Source organism: Noviherbaspirillum sp. (genome assembly GCF_035944575.1).
Classification (GTDB): Bacteria; Pseudomonadota; Gammaproteobacteria; order Burkholderiales; family Burkholderiaceae_D; genus Noviherbaspirillum.
Window position 1 is genome coordinate 1 of the sequence record NZ_DASZBA010000094.1, and the last position, 18,276, is coordinate 18,276.

The window sequence follows — 18,276 nt, forward strand, 5'->3', positions numbered from 1 at the left end:
TTGACGCTGACGATCAGGTAGTCCGGCGGTCCGCCGGCATAGTCGGCAACCGATTGCAGGGTCTGGGCCGGGATGAAGGTGCGGTCGCCGAGACGCTTGCTCTCGATCGAAAATCCGGCGCTGCGGACGATATCGTATTCCGTCCGGCATACGACCGAGACGTCCGCGCCCTGTGCCTGGAGCGCAGCCCCATAAAAACTGCCGATGGCGCCGGCGCCGATGACCAGGATCCTGCTTTGGGAAAGATGAGTGTCCGACACGATTGAATCCTCCTTCATTACAGGAAATTGTGAAACCGCTGAAGGGTTGATATAAATCAGAAGCGAGCCAGTATAACAGCAGAACAATGTTCTGCATTGCAGTACGGCCACCGAACGTCTGCTGAATCATGGATTTAACTGCGGGTTACTGTGCAAAGGCAACCGGCAAATCAGCGCTATGCTGCACTGAACAATTTTTTCACTGTACATGAGTGCTTGAGCCCCGGAAATTTCCTATATGCTTGAGCTTGCCATTTACATACTCCGAATGAGTCGCTACACTGCCTTAAATAACGGAATTCAATTCCGCTATGCAGAATTGTAAAGGCTTCTTGTTTAAGCAACGTTTCAACAACCGCAATAACTTTCGACTTTTGACGTAGATGGAGGTGAAAACGGGATGAAGTGGTGACTTGATGACCGCGCATGCGGTTCGACGGTGGCTCGCAAGGACGGGCTGCGACAAAAACACAGGAGACAAACAATGAGGTTGATTCAATACGGCTCCCGGCTTCTGCCGGTAGCAGCAGCCTGCATGGTGCTGGTTGCATGCGGCGGAGATGACGACAACGGCGGCACGCCGAACGCGGCACTCGATGTCAAGACGTTGTCAAATCGCGCCGACATGGTCAGCGGAGGCGACGCCCTGGTGGAAGTGACCGTACCAGCCGGCGTCGCTGCCAGCGGTATCAGGGTAAGTGTCGGCAGCCGTGACGTTACCAGCGCATTCGCAGTCCGCGCCGATGGCCGGTTTACCGGCCTGGTGACCGGTCTTGCGAATGGCGAAAACACCGTTACCGCAACAGCGCCCGGCGCCCGTGGCGCCAGTTTGAAAGTTACGAATTTCCCGATCGGCGGTCCGATCATTTCCGGTCCTCAGGTCACGCCATGGATTTGCGCCACGCCGACCCCACAGGCCGCGACCGCGACGACTGCCGCGACCAACGGAAGCGGGCTGACGACCGCAGCGACCGATGCGCAGTGCAATATCGCCACCGAGTACAAGCTGTACTACAAGACCACTACTGCCGGTTGCGTCAACGCGCTGCCGGATCCCACTCCGCCGGCGACGCCGCCCGCCAACGGCTGCTTCAAGCCTTACGATCCCGCCGCCGCAAGACCGGCCGATCTGGCGAACACCACGACCGATGCCGGCGTGCAGGTGCCCTACATCGTTCGCGTCGAGCGCGGCACGATCAATCGCGGCATTTACGATATCGCGGTTCTGTTCGATCCGGCCCGGCCATGGACAGGCACCGCGCCGCAGCAAGCCTGGAACGGCAAGGTTCTGTACATGTTTGGTTCCAGCACCGGCCAGCCTCGCCGCCAGTTCCGTCCGCAGGGTTCCTGGACCGACGACAAGTCCTTGTCGCGCGGCTTCATGGTCGTCATGAACAGCCTGACCGACTCCCAGTACAACTCGAACCGGGTGCAGATGTCGGAAACCGTCATGATGATGAAGGAGCGCATCACCGAGAACTACGGTCCGATCCGGTACACGATGGGCGCAGGATGCTCGGGCGGCTCGATCAACCAGCTGACCGCATCGTCGATCAATCCCGGATTGCTGGACGGCATCCAGCCGGCTTGTACCTATCCTGATTCGGAATCCACCGGTATCGAGGTGCAGGACTGCGCGCTGCTGGTCGAGGCATACCAGAAGCCGGAGTGGCTGGCATTGATGTCCAGCTCCAACTACACCCAGGAGCAGATCAACGCAAAGAAAGCGGCGATCAACGGCCACGTCGACCAGACCGGCTGCCATGGCTGGAACAACCTGTTCGCGAACAATCCGCGCCCGGGTAATTTCTTCGCCAGGACGGTGACGGATAATGCGACCGGCGCGATCACCCAGGCGGCGACTGCCACCAACAACTGCCAGCTGCCTGCGTCGCAGATCTACGACCCGGTCAGCAACCCGAACGGCATTCGTTGCGGTGCGCAGGACAATGCGGTGGCGATCTGGGGCAGGGTGCCGGGCACGGTCTTCGCCCGCTCCACGCTCGACAACGTCGGTGTGCAGTACGGCCTGAGAGCGTTCATCAGCGGCGCGATCACGGCGGAAGAGTTCGTCACCCTGAACGAGCGGATCGGCGGCACAAACCGTGATCTGCAGTACGTGCCGACACGCAGCACCGCCGACCCGGAAGCGTTGGCGATCGCTTATCGTGCAGGTATTGTCACCAGCGGCAAGCAGCTGGCCAAGACCGCGATCATCGATCTGCGCGGCTGGGATGATTCGCTCATCGTGCCGTTGCCGGACCGGGCTCTTAATGCCACCGGCACCAACGGTCTGACCGGCATCCACCACGTATGGCGCAGCTTCCAGTTGCGGGATCGCATCCAGCAGGCCAACGGCAACTTCGATAACCACGTGATGTGGCGCTTCGGCCGCAATGGCTATGCGCCGTCGCCGGAAATCGCGCTGGACTCCTTCCTCACGATGGACAAGTGGCTGACGGCGCTGAAGGCCGACAACGCGGCTGGCACGATCGAACAGAAAGTGGCCAGGACGAAGCCGGCCGAGGCACGCGATTTCTGCTACCTCAGCACTGACACGACCCAGACCACCAAGGTGTTCGACAAGGCGCGCTGCGATGCCGACTCGTTCCTCCGGCCGGCTTCATCGCCGCGTCAGGCTGCGGGTGGTCCGTTGTCGGAAAACATCCTGAAATGCCAGCTCAAGCCGTTCAACGCCGCGGAATATGCACCGCGTACGCTGACGCCTGAGCAGCAGAGCAGGCTGCAGGCCGTGTTCCCAGGCGGTGTTTGCGACTGGAGCAAGCCGGGCGTTGGTCAGCAGGATGCGGTTTCGCCGTTGACATTCGCGGCGGGTCCGGGCGGCACGCCGATCCCGGCCGCACCGACCGCAACAGCAGCAGCGCAGTAACGTTGCAGTAGGCAATTCGGGCCGCGCGGGGTTTCCCGCGCGGCCCGAAACATGAGTAAGAGCAGCAAATCATGGCGGCATTGCTGCGACCGGATGTACGGGAAGATACATGCGGCCGCACCGCGATGTGCCTGAAGGCAATGGTCTTTCAACGAACATACTGGCCGCTCGGAGAATTTTCGGGCACACTCAACCCCGCACGGCACGCGCAACTTCGTGCGGCATTCTTTTCAATGCAGGCAAAACGGTTCATCAAAGCAGGAGACAAAAACCATGACTCAATATAAGTTGTCACGACGTGACTTCCTCAAAACCTCGGCCGCCGCCAGCGCGACCCTGGCCTTCCCGGCGATTGCACAGCAAGCCTATCCGTCCCGTCCGATCCGCTTGATCTGCCCATGGCCGGCGGGGGGCTCCACTGACGTCGTCATGCGCGCCTTCGCTGAAAGCGCCGGCAAGGCCCTCGGCGGTTCGATGATCGTTGAGAACAAGCCGGGCGCAGGCGGCACGCTGGGTGCCATCGAGCTCGTCAATGCCCGCCCCGACGGTTACACGCTGTCGCAGCTTCCGCTCGGTATTTTCCGCATTCCACACATGCAGAAAGTGCAATTCGATCCGATGAAGGATCTGACCTACATCGCTTGTCTGACCGGCTATACCTTCGGCATCGTTGTGCGGTCGGATTCGCCGATCAAGAGCATCAAGGATTTGGTCGACTACGCGAAAGCCAACCCGGGCAAGCTGACGTACGGCTCTACCGGCACGGGCACCACGCCACACCTGGTGGTCGAACAGTTCGCCCGCCGTGCCGGCATCAAGATGATGCACATCCCGTTCAAGGGCAATGCCGACGGCATGCAGGCAGTGCTCGGTGGACATGTGATGGCGCACAGCGATGCGACAGGCTGGGGTCCGCACGTCGACGCCGGCCGTTGCCGTTTGCTGGCAACCTACGGCAGCAAGCGCACCGTTCGCTGGCCAAATGTACCTACCTTGCAGGAACTGGGCTACCAGACCGTATCCGATTCGCCGTTCGGCGTCGGCGGCCCGAAAGGCATGGACCCCGCGCTGGTCAAGCGTATCCACGACGCATTCCAGAAGTCCTTGCAGGACCCGGCAGTGATCGCAACGCTGAATAAGTACGATCAGCCTGTGATCTATATGGATACCGAGCAGTACACGAAGTTTGCCAAGGATACTTTCGAGGAAGAAAAGCAGACGATTCAGAGCCTCGGCCTGAATCGGGCCTGACGTTTCGGCGTTTCGCCCGAGCACCGGGAGGGTGGATGTGCAATCGCACACAAGCCTTCCCGGCATTGTAGTGCCGCACAACAATAATGATGCTTCGGGAATGAGCTGCCGCTCATTCACCGCAGGCCGCTGACTGGGACGGCCAACGCTTGCGTGTTTCACGCGTGCTTCGCTTAAGCATGGATTCCGCGCCGCACGGCACGGGCTATGCTTGCATCCGGCTGGCTTTCGATTCCATCGCAGCAAATTGCTTGACGCAGCCTTGCGCTGGCTTGCGTCGTGCAAATGAAGGTGAGGACAGCGCTCAACACGTAACAGTTCTTCAAACATGCCGCCGTTCCGGCAGGGCCGGGCATGAATTGAAGAGGAGAACAGGATGAAAATCAAGAATTACCAGGACTTCTACGCCGGGCTGATGTTTGTATGCTTCGGCACCGCCGCCATGTACCTCTCGCGGAGTTACAACATCGGCACCGCCGCCGACATGGGCCCCGGCTTTTTTCCCTTCTATCTCGGCGGCCTGCTTACCGTACTTGGCGCGCTCGTCCTGTTCAAGGGCCTTGGCGCAACCGCGGACACATCGGGCAAGGTGTCGCTCAAGCCCCTTATTGTGTTCATCGGCATGATCGTTTTCACCGTTATCACCACCTTCTTCGGGTTGACGCCGCGTGCATCCCTGTCGGTCGGCATTGTTGCAGGCTGCGTATTCGCCTTTCTGATCGGACTCAGGACGATGGGCCTGGTTCTCGGGGCTGTCACCTTATTCGGATTGCTGGTCAAAGGGCTCGGACTGGTCGTGTGCGTCACCTTGCTGATCGTCATCGCGTCGCTGGCAAGTCATGAAGCGAAGGCCAAGGAAGTTGCAGCGAGCGTTGTGTTTCTAAGCCTTCTCGGGATCGGGGTGTTTATCTACGGCTTGAATCTTCAGATGCCGATCTGGCCTGACATGCTCGAGCTCCAGAGCATGTTCCGCCCCGCCGAACCACGATAAGAAAGCGAGACCCGACATGGAAGTCCTATTCGACAATCTGAGCCTGGGTTTTGCGACCGCGTTCACGCTGCAAAACCTGATGTACTGCTTCATCGGCTGCGTGCTCGGCACGCTGATCGGCGTACTGCCCGGCATTGGGCCGATCGCCACCATCGCCATGCTGCTCCCGGCAACCTATGTGCTGCCGCCGGTATCAGCGCTCATCATGCTGGCCGGGATTTATTACGGCGCCCAATATGGTGGCTCCACCACCGCGATTCTCGTCAATCTGCCCGGCGAGGCATCTTCGGTGGTGACCATGCTGGACGGTCACCAGATGGCGCGGCGGGGCAGGGCGGGTGCGGCACTATCGGTGGCGGCGCTTGGTTCCTTCATCGCCGGCTGCTTCGGTACGCTGGTCCTTGCCGCCTTCGCGGCGCCGCTGGCCGAGATGGCGATCCAGTTCGGTCCGGCCGAATACTTTTCGCTGATGGTGCTTGGCCTGATCGGCGCGGTGGTGCTGGCTTCGGGCTCGTTGCTCAAGGCGATCTGCATGATCGTGCTCGGCCTGCTGATGGGCATGGTCGGTACCGACGTCAACAGCGGCATCGCCCGTTTCGGTTTCGACATCCCCGAACTGTCCGACGGCATCGGCTTCATCGCGATCGCGATGGGCGTATTCGCGTTCGCCGAAATCATGGTCAACGTCGATCTGAAAGAAAAGCGCGAAGTGTTTACCAGCAAGGTGGAAGGACTCCTTCTGAGCTGGAGCGATTTCAAGGAAGCGCTGCCTGCCGTGCTGCGGGGCACCGGACTCGGTACGGCGCTCGGCATTCTTCCCGGCGGCGGTGCGCTGCTGGCATCGTTCGCCTCCTATACGATCGAGAAGAAGCTGACCAAAAACCCGACCGTGCCGTTCGGCCAGGGCAATATCCGCGGCGTTGCAGGACCGGAGTCCGCCAACAATGCCGGCGCCCAGACGTCGTTCATTCCCTTGCTGACGCTGGGCATTCCCCCCAATGCCGTGATGGCGCTGATGGTCGGTGCGATGATGGTGCACAACATCCAGCCCGGTCCGCAGGTCATGACCAGCAATCCGAGTCTTTTCTGGGGCATGATCGCGTCGATGTGGATCGGCAACCTGATGCTGGTGATTCTCAACCTGCCGCTGATCGGCATCTGGGTGCAGCTGCTGAAGGTGCCTTACCGCATCCTCTATCCCGCGATCCTGATGTTTTGTTCGATCGGCGTGTTCACTGTTAATAACAACTCCTTCGATGTACTGATCACCGTGATGTTTGGTGTGCTGGGTATCGTGTTCATCAAGTTCGGATGCGAGGCGGCGCCGCTGCTGCTGGGCTTCATCCTGGGGCCGATGATGGAGGAGAACCTGCGGCGCGCGATGCTGCTGTCACAGGGTGATCCGACGGTGTTCTTCACGCGGCCGCTGTCGTTGGGGATGCTGCTGGCGGCGCTGGCGCTGATTGTGGTTATTTCGATTCCGGCGATTTCGAAGAAGAGGGAAGAAACTTTCGTCGAGGAGTAGGGGTAGTCCAGGTGGATGAGAGAAGGGCGTGCGGAGTGATCTGCACGCCTTTTTGTTGTGCGATGATTGCGTACGGTTGTGCGAGTGAATCCAGAATGACGGAGCATCTTCGGTAATCCATCAGCCTGTCATTTTCGCGGAGGGATTTCGGACAGCATGCTGTCCGCCCGAAAAAGTATTACCTTGTCATTCCCGCGGAGGCGGGAATCTAGAGCGACGGAGTCTCTCTGTTAAAGCAACGCTTTCTGTTCTCCGGAGAGACAAGCCGGGACTGGCCCCGGCAGGCCACTTACTTTCTGTGCTTCACCAAAGAAAGTAAGTAAAGAAAGGGCTGGAGCACCGCTCCAGCGAACCGTTATCGCCGCCCGCTGCGCGGGTGCCCAAAAGTGCCCCGGTCAAAACGGGAAGTGAAACAAACACGCCTGCGGCTCAGACAGGTTTCACTTCTTAATCCGTTTTGACCGCGTCACTTTTGGCGTCGCTAAAAGGGGAAAACAGCCAACCCATCCCCACCCTAACCCTCCCCTTGGGGAGGGAATCCTCCATACTTTACTTTGCAAGCACAAGCAGGAACAGTGATCGAACCAACGATGTTAGCAAGGAGGACATGGTAATTCTCTCCCCCTTCAAGGAGAGTTTTACGCCAATGAGCGGCATTGAATATACCGCTCCGGCTTATAAAAAGGCGCTGCATGCAATTCGTATCTTCCAAAGTCCTATCGCGCCGCCACGGCAATCTGCCGCATTACCTCCAGCCCATCCTGAAACAGCCTCGTCAGCGGCGTTGCAAGCGACGGCACCACCAGGGCCAGCATGATGAATCCGACGCCCAGCGTGATCGGAAAGCCGATACCGAACAGGTTGAGTTGCGGCGCGGCGCGGGTAAGGACGCCTAGCGCGATGTTGGTCAGCAGCAGCACGCCGACCAGCGGCAGCGATAGCTGAACGCCGGCGCTGAAGATGAGGCCGCCCCAGTTCGCCAGCTGCCGGAAGCCTTCGCCGTTGAGCGAGCTTGCCGATATCGGCAGCACGGTAAAGGTTTCGACGAGCGTTGCCAGCAGCATCAGGTGCATGTTGGTGCTGAGGAACAGCATCAGCATCAGCAGCGCGAGGAACTGGCTGATCGCGGATGATCGGCCTCGTGTTTGCGGGTCGAAGAAGATGGCAAAGCCGAAGCCCATGGTCAGGCCGGTGATTTCACCGGCCATTTCGACGGCGGCAAAGACGATCCGCATCGCGAATCCCATCGCCAGTCCGATGACCAACTGCTGCGCGACGATGAGCATGCCCTGCATCGACATCGGGTCCATTGCGGGTACCGCCGGGACCACCGGCGCGACAATCAGCGACAGGGCAACGCCGAGGCCGACTTTCACCCGCACCGGGACACTGCGATTGCCGAACAGCGGGGCGGCGGCAACAAGACCGAGGATGCGGGTCAGCGGCCAGAGGAAGGACGTGACCCAAGTGTAGAGCTCGGCGCTGGAGAAAGTGATCATGGGGAAAACCGGATCTGTCTATGCCTCGTCCGGATCGGCGCGTGCAAAGAGAGCAGCCGCAGGCAGGGGGAACGCTTGAACGCCCCATGCCGTGCACAGTGCTGCCGTCATCCCACCATCAGCGGAATGCTCGAGAACATCTCCCGCATGTAATCCAGCATGATGGAGAGCATCCACGGCCCGGCGACCACCATGGCGATGAAGATGCCGACCAGCTTCGGGATGAAGGACAAGGTCGTTTCATTGATCTGGGTCGCAGCCTGGAAAATGCTGACCACCAGGCCGACGACTAGCGCCACGAGCAACATCGGCGCCGATACCATCAGCGTCACTTCCATCGCATGGCGGCCAAGAGTCATTACGCTTTCGGGAGTCATCGGTAATCCTCAGTAAAAACTTTGGGCCAGCGAGCCGATCAGCAGCTGCCACCCATCGACCAGCACGAACAGCATCAGCTTGAACGGCAGCGCGACGATCGCCGGCGACATCATCATCATGCCCATCGACATCAGGATGCTGGCGACTACCATGTCGATGATCAGGAAGGGAATGAAGATCGCAAAGCTGATCTGGAATGCAGTCTTGAGTTCGCTGGTGATGAACGCCGGAATCAACACACGCAATGGCACATCTTCCGGGCCGTTGAGCTGCGGTCCGTTGGACAGTTTTACATACAGCGCGAGGTCGGCCTGGCGTGTCTGCTTCATCATGAATTCCTTCAGCGGCGCGGCGCCGCGCTCCAGCGCCTGTTGCATCGTGATCTTGTTTTCCGACAGCGGCTGGTAGGCGTCGGCATAGATGCGATCCATCACCGGCCCCATGACGAAGAGCGTCAGGAACAGGGCAAGGCCGACCAGTACCTGGTTCGGTGGCGCGGTCTGGGTGCCGAGCGCCTGCCGCAGAAGAGACAGCACGATGATTATGCGCGTGAAGCTGGTCATCATCAACAGCACCGCCGGCAGAAAGGATAGGGCGGTAAGGAACAGCAGCGTCTGCAGGCTGAGCGAATAGGTCTGCCCGCCGCCGGCGGCCGGCGTGCTGGTGAATGCGGGAATGCCGGATTGCTGGGCGTGTACCATCAGTGGCAGGGCGAGCAGGGCGATAGGCAGCAGGCGCAGAAGCGCAGCTGCCGTTGATGTTTTTCTACCGGTTGCCATTTCGCTTTTCAATCGTTTGCTTGAGCCAGGATGAGAAATTGGCAGGATCGGGGGTGGCGGAAACCGATGCCTGCGCTTCCTGGCGCGGCATGGTCGACAGTGTGTTCACGCGCCCGGGTGCGACACCGACCACGATCCACTGGTCGGCAACCTCGACGACGAGGATGCGCTCGCGGCCGCCGACGCTGATGCCGCCGACGACCTTGAGTGGCGCACCGGCGATCGACCTGGCGACGCCGAGCCGCTTGAGCAGCCAGGCGGCGCCGCCCATCAGCCCGAGCACCGCGATCAGGCCGAACAGCAACTGGAACAGGCTGCTTGCCGGAGCAGGGTTTTCCGCTGCTTGAGCAGCCGCCTGCGCCGTGACCGGCAGAAGTGCGGCCCAGGGCAACGCTCGGCGCATCATTTGTTGAGTTTCCTGATACGCTCGGATGGCGTGATGATGTCGGTCAGGCGGATACCGAACTTGTCGTTCACCACCACGACTTCGCCCTGGGCGATCAGGCAGCCGTTGACCAGCACGTCCATCGGTTCGCCGGCCAGACCGTCAAGCTCCACCACCGACCCCTGCGCAAGCTGCAGCAGGTTCTTGATGGCGATCTTGGTGCGGCCGAGTTCCACCGTCAGCTGAACCGGGATGTCGAGGATGAAGTCGATATCGTTGTGGGTGCCGGTCTTGACGCCGGCACTGGCAAAATCCTGGAATACATTGGGTTTGGCTTCCTGCATCGCCATCGCGGCGGCGGCTTCCGCCTGTGCCTGTTCGGCAATCGCGGCGCCCCAATCGTCGTCCATGGCGCTCTGGCTTGTGGTGTCGTCAGCCATGTCAATCTCCTTGCGTAGTTTCGTTGGTACTGTAGGTCAGCAGCTTTTCGACGCGCAGCGCGTACTGGCCGTTGAATTTGCCGTAGCTGCATTCCATCACCGGCACGCCGTCGACCTTGGCTTCCACCATGGCCGGCACTGCAAGAGGAAGAATGTCGCCGGCCTTCATGTTGAGGACTTCGCCGAGCGTCGCCCGGGCGGTGCCCAGATCGACGACGATTTCCACTTCCGCCGTCTGGATCTGCTGTGTCATCAGGCGGATCCAGCGCTTGTCCATCTCCAGCGTCTCGCCCTGCAGGCTGCTGGTGAGCAAGTCGCGGATCGGCTCGATCATCGAATAAGGTACGCAGAAATGCATTTCACCACTCACCGGCCCCAGTTCGATGGTGAAGGTGGTGGCTACCACGACTTCATTCGGGGTAGCGATGTTGGCGAACTGCGTATTCATTTCGGAACGGACATATTCGAACTCGATCGGATACACCGGCTCCCATGACTTCGCATAAGTTTCGAACACGATGCCCAGAATGCGCTGGATGATGCGCTGCTCTGTCTGGGTGAAATCGCGTCCTTCGACGCGGGTATGAAAGCGTCCATCGCCGCCGAAAAGGTTGTCCACCAACAGGAAAACCAGGTTCGGATCGAAGACCATCAGCGCCGTTCCGCGCAGGGGCTTCATGTGCACCAGGTTCAGATTGGTAGGGACGACGAGGTTGCGGATGAATTCGCTGTACTTGTGCACGCGCACCGGGCCGATCGACACTTCCGCGCTGCGATGCAGGAAATTGAACAGGCCGATGCGTAAAAGACGGGCAAAGCGTTCATTGATGATCTCGAGCGTCGGCATGCGCCCGCGCACGATACGTTCCTGGGTGGCCAGGTTGTACGGACGGACACCGGAACTGTCCTCCTGGGCCAGGGATTCGTCCTGGTCCCCGGTGACGCCCTTGAGCAGGGCATCGACTTCTTCCTGGGAAAGAAAGTTCTCGGCCATGGTGCTACTGGATGACGAAGGAGGTGAAGAAGACGCCGGTCACATCCTGCGGTTTTCCCTGCGGCGTGAACGGTTGCTTGACCTGGGCGATGATGTCCTCCGATAGTTTCTTCTTGCCTTCCACGGTGAGCAGTTCGGACGCCTTCTTGCTCGACAGGAGCAACAGGAGCCGGCTGCGCACCTGCGGCATGTACAGCTTGATCTGGTCGACGGTGGACTGGTCGGCAACCTGCAGGCTGAAGGCCAGCTGCAGATACTGGTCGACGCCATCATCGGGCTGCAGGTTGACCGTGAAGGAATCGAGCACAACGAATACCGGCGGTTTTGCCGCTTCGACTTTTGGCGCGGCGGCCTTGTCGCCGGCGTCCTTGCCCATGAACCAGTATGCGCCGCCGCCGGCGGCGGCTGCCGTCACCAGCATCAGCACGCCGCCGATGATCAATGTTTTACGGGACTTCTTCGGCGCCTGCGCGGCCGCGGCGGTATCGTCGATCGGTACGACCTTGGGCACTGCTTTCGGCGCTGCCTTGGGAGCTGTTGCCATTTCATTTCCTCTTGTTTCGCTCCGGGCGGGCCGGGAAGATCAGGCCCGCTCGTATTGGATGCATTCCGATTTCATTATCTGCAAGAAGCACCTGCCGGAATGCGTCGAAAAGAAGGAGGAAGCCGGCGCATATCATCGTAAGGACAATGGCAACCGCGCCGGACGGCGGGCTATGCGAAGGTATCGACCAACCCCTGTCTGAGCGTGGCTGGAATGACACGAGCAGTAGCGGGCGCGGAAGTGTCGCCGCCCGCCGTTAACCGGCCATCATGACGGGAGGCCGGCGCATGCTGATCGGCGAAATTGCCGTGCTGGTTCGGGGTGCCCGCATTGACGCTGGATTGGCCAAGCTGGATGCCCGCTTCGCCCAGCATCTCGCGCAGCTTTGGCATCGCGGCTTCCAGGGCTTGCCGCACCTCGGGCTGCGCCGATATGAAGGTCGCGTTGGCCTGGGAATTGGACACATTGAGAACCACCTGCAACGGACCGAGGTCCGGCGGATTCAGGGTGAGCGATGCGCTCTGCTGCTCGCCGGCCACCATCCACACCACCTTCTGGCCCAGCGCCTGATCCCATGCCGGCGATCCTACCGGCGGCGTGAGTTTCTCGGACTGCGGGCCTGCCGTTTGCACGCCTTGCAAGGCTTGCTGCTGTATCGGCTGCATGGTTGCCGGGGCGGCGCCGGTCAAGCCGGGTAGTACTTCCTGCATTTTTGCAGCGACATCCGTTGAGGGCGAGGCCGTCGCCGGCGCTGCGGAAGTTGCTGCGGCGAGTTCCTGGGCGAAAGCCTGCGCGCCGGTATCGGTGCCATTCCTGCTTTCCATGGCCGGTTTTTCGCCTGCATGGCGTGCAGCATCGGCAAGTATCTCCGGCTTCATTGCGGCGGTTTTCCCAAGTGCCGCGTCCGGTTGTGTCGCTGCGTCTGCGGGCAGCTTTGCGGCATCGATGGATGGACGCCTGTCCGTTGCCATTGCCATCGGTGCGGCCTGAACCGCAGCCGCGATAATTGCGGGCAGGGAGGCGTTGTCGGACGGGGCGCCGGTGATGTCGTCCGGTTGGGGCTCCGCATCAAGCTTGGCGGGCGTCGCGGCGGAGATGATCTGGCCTGCTCCGGCCACCAGGGCCAGCATATTGTCGGACGCAGTGGAAGCCGTGGAGATCCCGGTATCCTCCAGCTTTGCTTTTTTTGCATCCTTGATGTCCTTCAGGCTAAGCGAAACCTTAACGTCCTTTACTTCTTTTACGTCTTTGTGCTCGCTGCCGGTTTTTGCGGCATCCGTTGCCGAAGCGGTGTCACTTTTCGAGGGGGCCGTGGACTTCTCGGCGGCTTTTTCAGTCTGTTTTTCCTTCGCCGCCTTCGCAGTCGCCGTGGGCTTGTTCTCCTTCACCGGCTTGGGCGTTTCCGCTGCGCTATTCCGTCCTGCGATTTCACGCGAGAGCGTCTGTCCGAACGAGGATTCACCGCCGTTCTTGTCGGCCTGTTTTACCGGTGCCGGCGACGAAGCGACGTTGACCGGATTGATGATTGGGGGTGTTTGCATGGTTGCCGCCGTCTCTGGATTTAACGTTTGTAATAGGACTGCCGGTTCGCGAATTCGTCCATCAGCTTCTGGTCACGCTTGTTTTCCTTGCGCTCCGCTTCTTTCTGCGCCCGCGTTGCCAGGGTGCCGTAGGACATGCGCTTGCGCTCGCTTTCCTGCCAGGCTGTACGCTCGTCGTTCATGCGCCGCTTCGCCTCGTTGACGATCTGCTCCTGGCCGCTGATGGCGGTGTCCAGCTTGTCGAGGAAGAGCTGGAAATTGCGGTATGTCGCCGCCGTGATACCTGCCGCCATGCCGGACTGGAAGCGGGCGGCGTAGTCATCCCGGTATTGAAGAAGCAGGGCAAGCTTCTGTTCGGTGTCCTCGCAGGCGCGGATTGCCCGGCCGAGCCGCTTGGCCGCTTCGTCGGTTTCGCCGGTCGCCAGTTCAATCAGGGTTTCGAGTGCTGGATTGATCGCCATAATGCATCCATGTTAATGGCGGCCGCGGGTATCCTATCGCTGGAATAGAGAGGCAAGTTGCCCCAAACTCTCGTTTATGCCCGACCGTTCGGTGATGTCCTGCTGCAAAAACTTCTCGATCCTGCCGATGAGCGTGATTGCCTCGTCCAGCACCGGATCGGTGCCGGCAGCGTAGGCCCCGACGCTGATCAGATCTCGGCTGCGCTGATAGCGGGAATACAACTGTTTCAGCCGCCGCATGGTTTTCTGGTGCTCATGGGAGGTGATGTTGTGCATGGCGCGGCTGATCGATTGCTCGATGTCGATGGCCGGATAGTGGCCGGCCTCGGCCAGGGTACGGTTGAGAACGATATGGCCGTCGAGGATCGCGCGGGCGGAATCGGCGATCGGGTCCTGCTGGTCGTCGCCTTCGGTCAGCACGGTATAGAACGCCGTGATCGAACCGCCGCCCGGTTTGCCGTTGCCGGCGCGCTCCACCAGGGTAGGCAGCTTGGCGAATACCGACGGCGGATATCCCTTGGTCGCCGGCGGCTCGCCAATGGCCAGCGCGATTTCCCGCTGCGCCATCGCATAGCGTGTCAGCGAATCCATGATCAGCAATACGTTCCTGCCCTGGTCGCGGAAATGTTCGGCGATTGCATGGGTATAAGCCGCGCCCTGGAGCCGCATCAGCGGCGGCGTATCGGCCGGCGCGGCGACCACCACCGAGCGGGCGAGTCCGACCGTGCCGAGGATTTGTTCGATGAATTCCTTTACCTCGCGCCCCCGTTCGCCGATGAGACCGACCACGATCACGTCGGCGGCGGTATAGCGCGCCATCATGCCGAGCAGGACGCTCTTGCCGACACCGGAGCCCGCGAACAGGCCCATGCGCTGGCCCCGGCCGACGGTCAGCATGCTGTTGATCGCCCGCACGCCGACATCCAGCGTTTCGGTAATTGGAGCACGCGAGAGCGGATTAGCCGCGCGCACGTTCAGCGGCGCGGCATGTGCCGCATTTAACGGCCCGAGCGTATCGAGCGGACGCCCGGCCCCATCCAGCACCCGGCCGAGCAATTCATCGCCTACCGGAAGATGGCGGCCCCGGTCGCTCGGACGGCGGCGAGGATGACTGACGGTGCCCGGCTTCGGCAGGCTTTGCACGACTTCCACCGGATAAACCCGTGTGCCCGGGACGATACCATCGACATCGCTCTGCGGCATCAGGAAGAGCTTGTCATCCTGGAAGCCGACGACTTCCGCCTCGATGCGGGCGCCATTGGGGAGCGGTACGGTGCAGGCGCTGCCGACCGCCAGCTTCAGGCCAACCGCTTCCATGACGAGGCCCGCGACGCGGGTTACCCGCCCCGAAACCAGCATGGGTTCGGCAATCGATGCCAGTGCGCTGCAATCCCTCAGGTAGGCTTGCCAGCGGTTGCTGTTGGAATGAAGTGCGTTCATTCGAGCCAGTCCGATTCCTTGCCGAGGGCGGCGGCGATGCGCTGCCACCGTGTCGGCGCGGAAGCGTCGATCTGATTGCTGGCGGTCTCCACGCGGCAACCGCCACGGTCGAGATGCGCATCGTCCGCGACGCGCCAACCGGCCTTTGACAGTTCATCTTCCATATGGCTGCGCACAAGCGTGGCATCGTCCGGATGCAGGAACAGCAGGGCGGGTTGCTGCAGCGTCGGCAGGTAGCGGATCGCTTCGCTGACCACCGGCAGCACCAGTTGCGGGCGGACGGCAAGAGCAGTCTTCAACATAGCCTTCGACAGGTCCAGCGCAAGGTCCAGCATGTCGACGGCGATCAGCTCGTTTGCCTGCGCGACTTCCATCCCGAACGTTTCCGCGATACGGCGCAGATGCTCGATATCCTGTGCAGCGGCGGCACGTCCTTCTGCCAGCGCCTGGACCCGACCCTGTTCCAGGCCGGCGGCGTAGCCTTCCAGCCTTGCCTGCTCCCGCATCAGCGCAAGTTGCTCGGCGTTCCTGCGTTCGGCCTCGGCGGCGGATTCCTTCGTCGCGGCAGGACGTTCGTCGCCGAAGGATGCCAGTTCCCAGCGCTGGTAGGCGGACATCTGTTCTTTGGGGAGGACGTTGGAGGTCATTGGAGTGAGTCGATTTTAAGTATCAAGGTTTGCGCTCTTGGAAGGAAAACACCCGGTCTTTCAAAGCTATCGCGGACGGCTCCTTCCCCTTGAGAGGGGACGGACCTTTCCAATATGTTTGTTGAAGCAAAAGCGATTCACGCACAGCCGATCAGATAAACGCATCATCCCCCTTCGCTCCCAACAGGATCTGCCCCTCGTCCGCCAGGCGCCGTACGATCTGCAGAATCTCTTTCTGCTGCGCTTCCACTTCGGACAACCGCACCGGACCTTTCGACTCCAGGTCCTCGCGCATCATCTCCGCAGCCCGCTGCGACATGTTCTTGAAGATCTTCTCCCGCAGATCCTGACCCGCGCCCTTGAGTGCGATGATCAACGATTCCGACTGCACTTCGCGCAGCAGCAACTGGATGCCGCGATCGTCGATGTCAATGATGTTCTCGAACACGAACATCTCGTCCATGATCTTCTGGGCCATGTCGTTGTCGTAGTTCTTCAGGTTGTCCATCACCGACGTCTCGAGTTCGCCCGACAGGAAGTTGAGAATTTCGGCGGCGGCACGCACGCCACCAATCGGCTTCTTCTTCAGGTTCTCGTTGCCGGTCAGGAGCTTGGTCAGCACCTCGTTCAATTCCCGCAGCGCGGTAGGCTGGATGCCGTCCAGCGTCGCGATGCGCAGCACCACGTCGTTGCGCAGGCGCTCCGTGAAATAGGTGAGCACCTCGCAGGCGTGGTATCGCTCCAGGTGAACCAGGATGGTGGCGATGATCTGCGGATGCTCGTTGCGGATCAGGTCGGCCACCGATTGCGCATCCATCCATTTCAGGCTTTCGATGCCGCTCGCGTCGCGCGTGCCGAGAATGCGGCTCAGCAGCGATGCCGCCTTGTCCTCGCCGAGCGCCTTGGTCAGCACGGTACGGATATATTCGTCGGAATCGACGCCCAGCGATGTGTTCTGCTCGGTCTCGGTGCGAAAATCGTCCAGCACCGCTTCGAGCTGCTCGCTCGGAACGGCCTTCATGCCGGACATGGCCGCACCCAGCCGCTGGACCTCGCGGGGACCCAGATATTTCATGACTTCGGCTGCCTCCTCCTCGCCCAATGCGAGCATGAGGATGGCGCCTTTCATAACGCCGTCTTCACTCATTTCCCACCCACGCCTTCACTACGTTGGCCACCATTTTCGGATCGTTCCTCGCCAGCGTCTTCGCCGCATCCAGGTTGTCCTGGTAGGTGCGCGGGCGGGTTCCCATCGGCTCGGTGTCGTGCGACAGCTCCACCACGACATCATCCGGTTCCGGGAGTGCCTGCGGCGGCGGTGGCATCAGTTCGCCGCCGATGCGGGCGAGCAGGGGCTTCAACACCTTGAAGAACAGGTACAGCAGCACCAGTCCCGCAACCAGGTATTTGCCTACCGTCAGCGCCAGGTCCTGCATGCCGGGCTGTTTCCAGATCGGCGGTTCGACAATGGCTTCCTTCACCGGCTGCGCGAACGGGCTGTTCACCACGTTCAGGCTGTCGCCGCGGTCCTTGTTGAATCCCATCGCTTCCCTGACGAGGTCGGTGATCTGGGTCTTCTCGGCCTCCGACAGCGGCTTCATGGTGACCTTGCCGGCCTTGTCGACTTCCTTCTTGTAATTGACGACCACGGCAACCGACAAGCGCTTGACGCCGCCCATCGGCTGCTGAACATAGCGCACGGTCTTGTCAACTTCATAGTTGACGGTCATGTCTTTCTGAACGGCAGTCGGCGCGGCGCCTGGCGCGGTACCCGGGGTGCCCGCCGCTCCGGCAGCGGGCGCAGTAAGCGGCGCGGTTGCCGGGGCAGGCGGCTGGTTCGACAGCGCGCCCGGCACTCCGGAAGCGGTGGCACCATTGCCATTGATCGATTCGCTGCTTTGCTGGCTGCGTATCGCGGAAGTGGCCGGTGTCTGATTGGGCTTATAGACTTCCGCCGCCTGCTCGCTGTGCGAGAAATCGATGTCCGCAGTGGCTTCGGCGCGGACGTTGCCCGGACCGAGAATGGGTGTAAGGATCGACTCGATGCGCTTGACGATGCTTTGTTGCAGCTCGTCGACATACTTCAGCTGGCTCGGATCGAGCGTGTTGCCGGCGGCGTTCCTGCCGGCGTCCGACAGCAGGTTGCCGTTCTGGTCCACGACCGTGACATTCTTGATCGGCAGGTCGGGGACGCTGCTGGCCACCAGATGCACGATGGCGCTGACCTGTTGCGGGTCCATCGTTCGGCCGG

General features: G+C 60.9%; 19 protein-coding genes. 5 read left to right on the forward strand and 14 right to left on the reverse strand.

The genetic code is table 11. The annotated features are described in order from the left end of the window. Window positions 1-278: 2-dehydropantoate 2-reductase (locus VGU61_RS05800; RefSeq protein WP_326858157.1), on the reverse strand; the 278-nt coding region annotated here is incomplete at its 3' end. Window positions 279-744: 466 nt separating this feature from the next. Here VGU61_RS05800 and VGU61_RS05805 point away from each other — a divergent pair. From VGU61_RS05805 to VGU61_RS05825, 5 genes are all read left to right on the forward strand, one after another. Beyond that, on the forward strand, window positions 745-3,150 hold the full coding sequence (locus tag VGU61_RS05805; protein WP_326858158.1) for a DUF6351 family protein: 2,406 nt from the start codon (window positions 745-747) through the stop codon (window positions 3,148-3,150). Window positions 3,151-3,221: 71 nt separating this feature from the next. After that, entirely contained in the window at window positions 3,222-3,437 is a 216-nt protein-coding gene (locus VGU61_RS05810) for a hypothetical protein (protein ID WP_326858159.1), read from the forward strand. Continuing rightward, window positions 3,424-4,401, forward strand: coding sequence for a tripartite tricarboxylate transporter substrate binding protein (locus tag VGU61_RS05815; RefSeq protein ID WP_326858160.1), 978 nt, complete (start codon window positions 3,424-3,426; stop codon window positions 4,399-4,401). Before VGU61_RS05810 ends, VGU61_RS05815 begins: the two co-directional genes overlap by 14 nt. 376 nt (window positions 4,402-4,777) lie before the next feature. Continuing rightward, window positions 4,778-5,392 carry a tripartite tricarboxylate transporter TctB family protein gene (locus VGU61_RS05820; protein ID WP_326858161.1) on the forward strand — a complete coding sequence of 205 codons (615 nt, stop codon included), beginning with the start codon at window positions 4,778-4,780 and terminating at the stop codon, window positions 5,390-5,392. 16 nt (window positions 5,393-5,408) lie between these two features. After that, window positions 5,409-6,917 (forward strand): tripartite tricarboxylate transporter permease, encoded by a 1,509-nt coding sequence (locus VGU61_RS05825; protein WP_326858162.1) that lies wholly within the window; start codon window positions 5,409-5,411, stop codon window positions 6,915-6,917. A 716-nt stretch (window positions 6,918-7,633) separates the two neighbouring features. On the opposite strand, the gene fliR is transcribed toward VGU61_RS05825, so the two are convergent. The 13 genes from fliR to fliF form a co-directional block, all read right to left on the reverse strand. Then, window positions 7,634-8,416, reverse strand: coding sequence for a flagellar biosynthetic protein FliR (fliR, locus tag VGU61_RS05830; protein ID WP_326858163.1), 783 nt, complete (start codon window positions 8,414-8,416; stop codon window positions 7,634-7,636). Window positions 8,417-8,523: 107 nt separating this feature from the next. Continuing rightward, window positions 8,524-8,793 carry a flagellar biosynthesis protein FliQ gene (gene fliQ, locus VGU61_RS05835; RefSeq protein ID WP_326858164.1) on the reverse strand — a complete coding sequence of 90 codons (270 nt, stop codon included), beginning with the start codon at window positions 8,791-8,793 and terminating at the stop codon, window positions 8,524-8,526. Window positions 8,794-8,802: 9 nt separating this feature from the next. After that, window positions 8,803-9,573 (reverse strand): flagellar type III secretion system pore protein FliP, encoded by a 771-nt coding sequence (gene fliP / locus VGU61_RS05840; protein WP_414691603.1) that lies wholly within the window; start codon window positions 9,571-9,573, stop codon window positions 8,803-8,805. Then, a complete protein-coding gene (gene fliO / locus VGU61_RS05845) occupies window positions 9,560-9,979 on the reverse strand; it encodes a flagellar biosynthetic protein FliO (protein ID WP_326858165.1) in 420 nt (139 codons plus the stop codon). Before fliO ends, fliP begins: the two co-directional genes overlap by 14 nt. Then, entirely contained in the window at window positions 9,976-10,398 is a 423-nt protein-coding gene (fliN, locus tag VGU61_RS05850; RefSeq protein WP_326858166.1) for a flagellar motor switch protein FliN, read from the reverse strand. The genes fliO and fliN overlap by 4 nt, the downstream gene beginning before the upstream one ends. A 1-nt stretch (window position 10,399) precedes the next feature. Then, on the reverse strand, window positions 10,400-11,392 hold the full coding sequence (gene fliM / locus VGU61_RS05855) for a flagellar motor switch protein FliM (protein ID WP_326858167.1): 993 nt from the start codon (window positions 11,390-11,392) through the stop codon (window positions 10,400-10,402). 4 nt (window positions 11,393-11,396) lie between these two features. Further along, window positions 11,397-11,936, reverse strand: a complete 540-nt coding sequence (fliL, locus tag VGU61_RS05860; protein WP_326858168.1) for a flagellar basal body-associated protein FliL — start codon at window positions 11,934-11,936, stop codon at window positions 11,397-11,399. A gap of 170 nt (window positions 11,937-12,106) precedes the next feature. Next, window positions 12,107-13,477, reverse strand: a complete 1,371-nt coding sequence (locus VGU61_RS05865; protein ID WP_326858169.1) for a flagellar hook-length control protein FliK — start codon at window positions 13,475-13,477, stop codon at window positions 12,107-12,109. Between the two features lie 20 nt (window positions 13,478-13,497). Continuing rightward, a complete protein-coding gene (gene fliJ, locus VGU61_RS05870; protein WP_326858170.1) occupies window positions 13,498-13,938 on the reverse strand; it encodes a flagellar export protein FliJ in 441 nt (146 codons plus the stop codon). A gap of 33 nt (window positions 13,939-13,971) precedes the next feature. Next, window positions 13,972-15,378, reverse strand: a complete 1,407-nt coding sequence (fliI, locus tag VGU61_RS05875; RefSeq protein ID WP_326858171.1) for a flagellar protein export ATPase FliI — start codon at window positions 15,376-15,378, stop codon at window positions 13,972-13,974. Beyond that, complete coding sequence (locus VGU61_RS05880) at window positions 15,375-16,025, reverse strand: flagellar assembly protein FliH (protein ID WP_326858172.1); 651 nt, start codon at window positions 16,023-16,025, stop codon at window positions 15,375-15,377. Before VGU61_RS05880 ends, fliI begins: the two co-directional genes overlap by 4 nt. Window positions 16,026-16,176: 151 nt before the next feature. Beyond that, window positions 16,177-17,172: a flagellar motor switch protein FliG gene (gene fliG, locus VGU61_RS05885; protein WP_326858173.1), complete on the reverse strand. Its 996-nt coding sequence runs from the start codon at window positions 17,170-17,172 to the stop codon at window positions 16,177-16,179. Continuing rightward, window positions 17,165-18,276: flagellar basal-body MS-ring/collar protein FliF (fliF, locus tag VGU61_RS05890; protein ID WP_326858174.1), on the reverse strand; the 1,112-nt coding region annotated here is incomplete at its 5' end. The genes fliF and fliG, both read right to left, overlap by 8 nt.

Coding starts and splice junctions, on each gene's coding strand:
- VGU61_RS05805 (WP_326858158.1), top strand. CDS start 745: ATGAGGTTGATTCAATACGGCTCCCGGCTTCTGCCGGTAGCAGCAGCC.
- VGU61_RS05810 (WP_326858159.1), top strand. CDS start 3,222: ATGGCGGCATTGCTGCGACCGGATGTACGGGAAGATACATGCGGCCGC.
- VGU61_RS05815 (WP_326858160.1), top strand. CDS start 3,424: ATGACTCAATATAAGTTGTCACGACGTGACTTCCTCAAAACCTCGGCC.
- VGU61_RS05820 (WP_326858161.1), top strand. CDS start 4,778: ATGAAAATCAAGAATTACCAGGACTTCTACGCCGGGCTGATGTTTGTA.
- VGU61_RS05825 (WP_326858162.1), top strand. CDS start 5,409: ATGGAAGTCCTATTCGACAATCTGAGCCTGGGTTTTGCGACCGCGTTC.
- fliR (WP_326858163.1), bottom strand. CDS start 8,416: ATGATCACTTTCTCCAGCGCCGAGCTCTACACTTGGGTCACGTCCTTC.
- fliQ (WP_326858164.1), bottom strand. CDS start 8,793: ATGACTCCCGAAAGCGTAATGACTCTTGGCCGCCATGCGATGGAAGTG.
- fliP (WP_414691603.1), bottom strand. CDS start 9,573: ATGGCAACCGGTAGAAAAACATCAACGGCAGCTGCGCTTCTGCGCCTG.
- fliO (WP_326858165.1), bottom strand. CDS start 9,979: ATGATGCGCCGAGCGTTGCCCTGGGCCGCACTTCTGCCGGTCACGGCG.
- fliN (WP_326858166.1), bottom strand. CDS start 10,398: ATGGCTGACGACACCACAAGCCAGAGCGCCATGGACGACGATTGGGGC.
- fliM (WP_326858167.1), bottom strand. CDS start 11,392: ATGGCCGAGAACTTTCTTTCCCAGGAAGAAGTCGATGCCCTGCTCAAG.
- fliL (WP_326858168.1), bottom strand. CDS start 11,936: ATGGCAACAGCTCCCAAGGCAGCGCCGAAAGCAGTGCCCAAGGTCGTA.
- VGU61_RS05865 (WP_326858169.1), bottom strand. CDS start 13,477: ATGCAAACACCCCCAATCATCAATCCGGTCAACGTCGCTTCGTCGCCG.
- fliJ (WP_326858170.1), bottom strand. CDS start 13,938: ATGGCGATCAATCCAGCACTCGAAACCCTGATTGAACTGGCGACCGGC.
- fliI (WP_326858171.1), bottom strand. CDS start 15,378: ATGAACGCACTTCATTCCAACAGCAACCGCTGGCAAGCCTACCTGAGG.
- VGU61_RS05880 (WP_326858172.1), bottom strand. CDS start 16,025: ATGACCTCCAACGTCCTCCCCAAAGAACAGATGTCCGCCTACCAGCGC.
- fliG (WP_326858173.1), bottom strand. CDS start 17,172: ATGAGTGAAGACGGCGTTATGAAAGGCGCCATCCTCATGCTCGCATTG.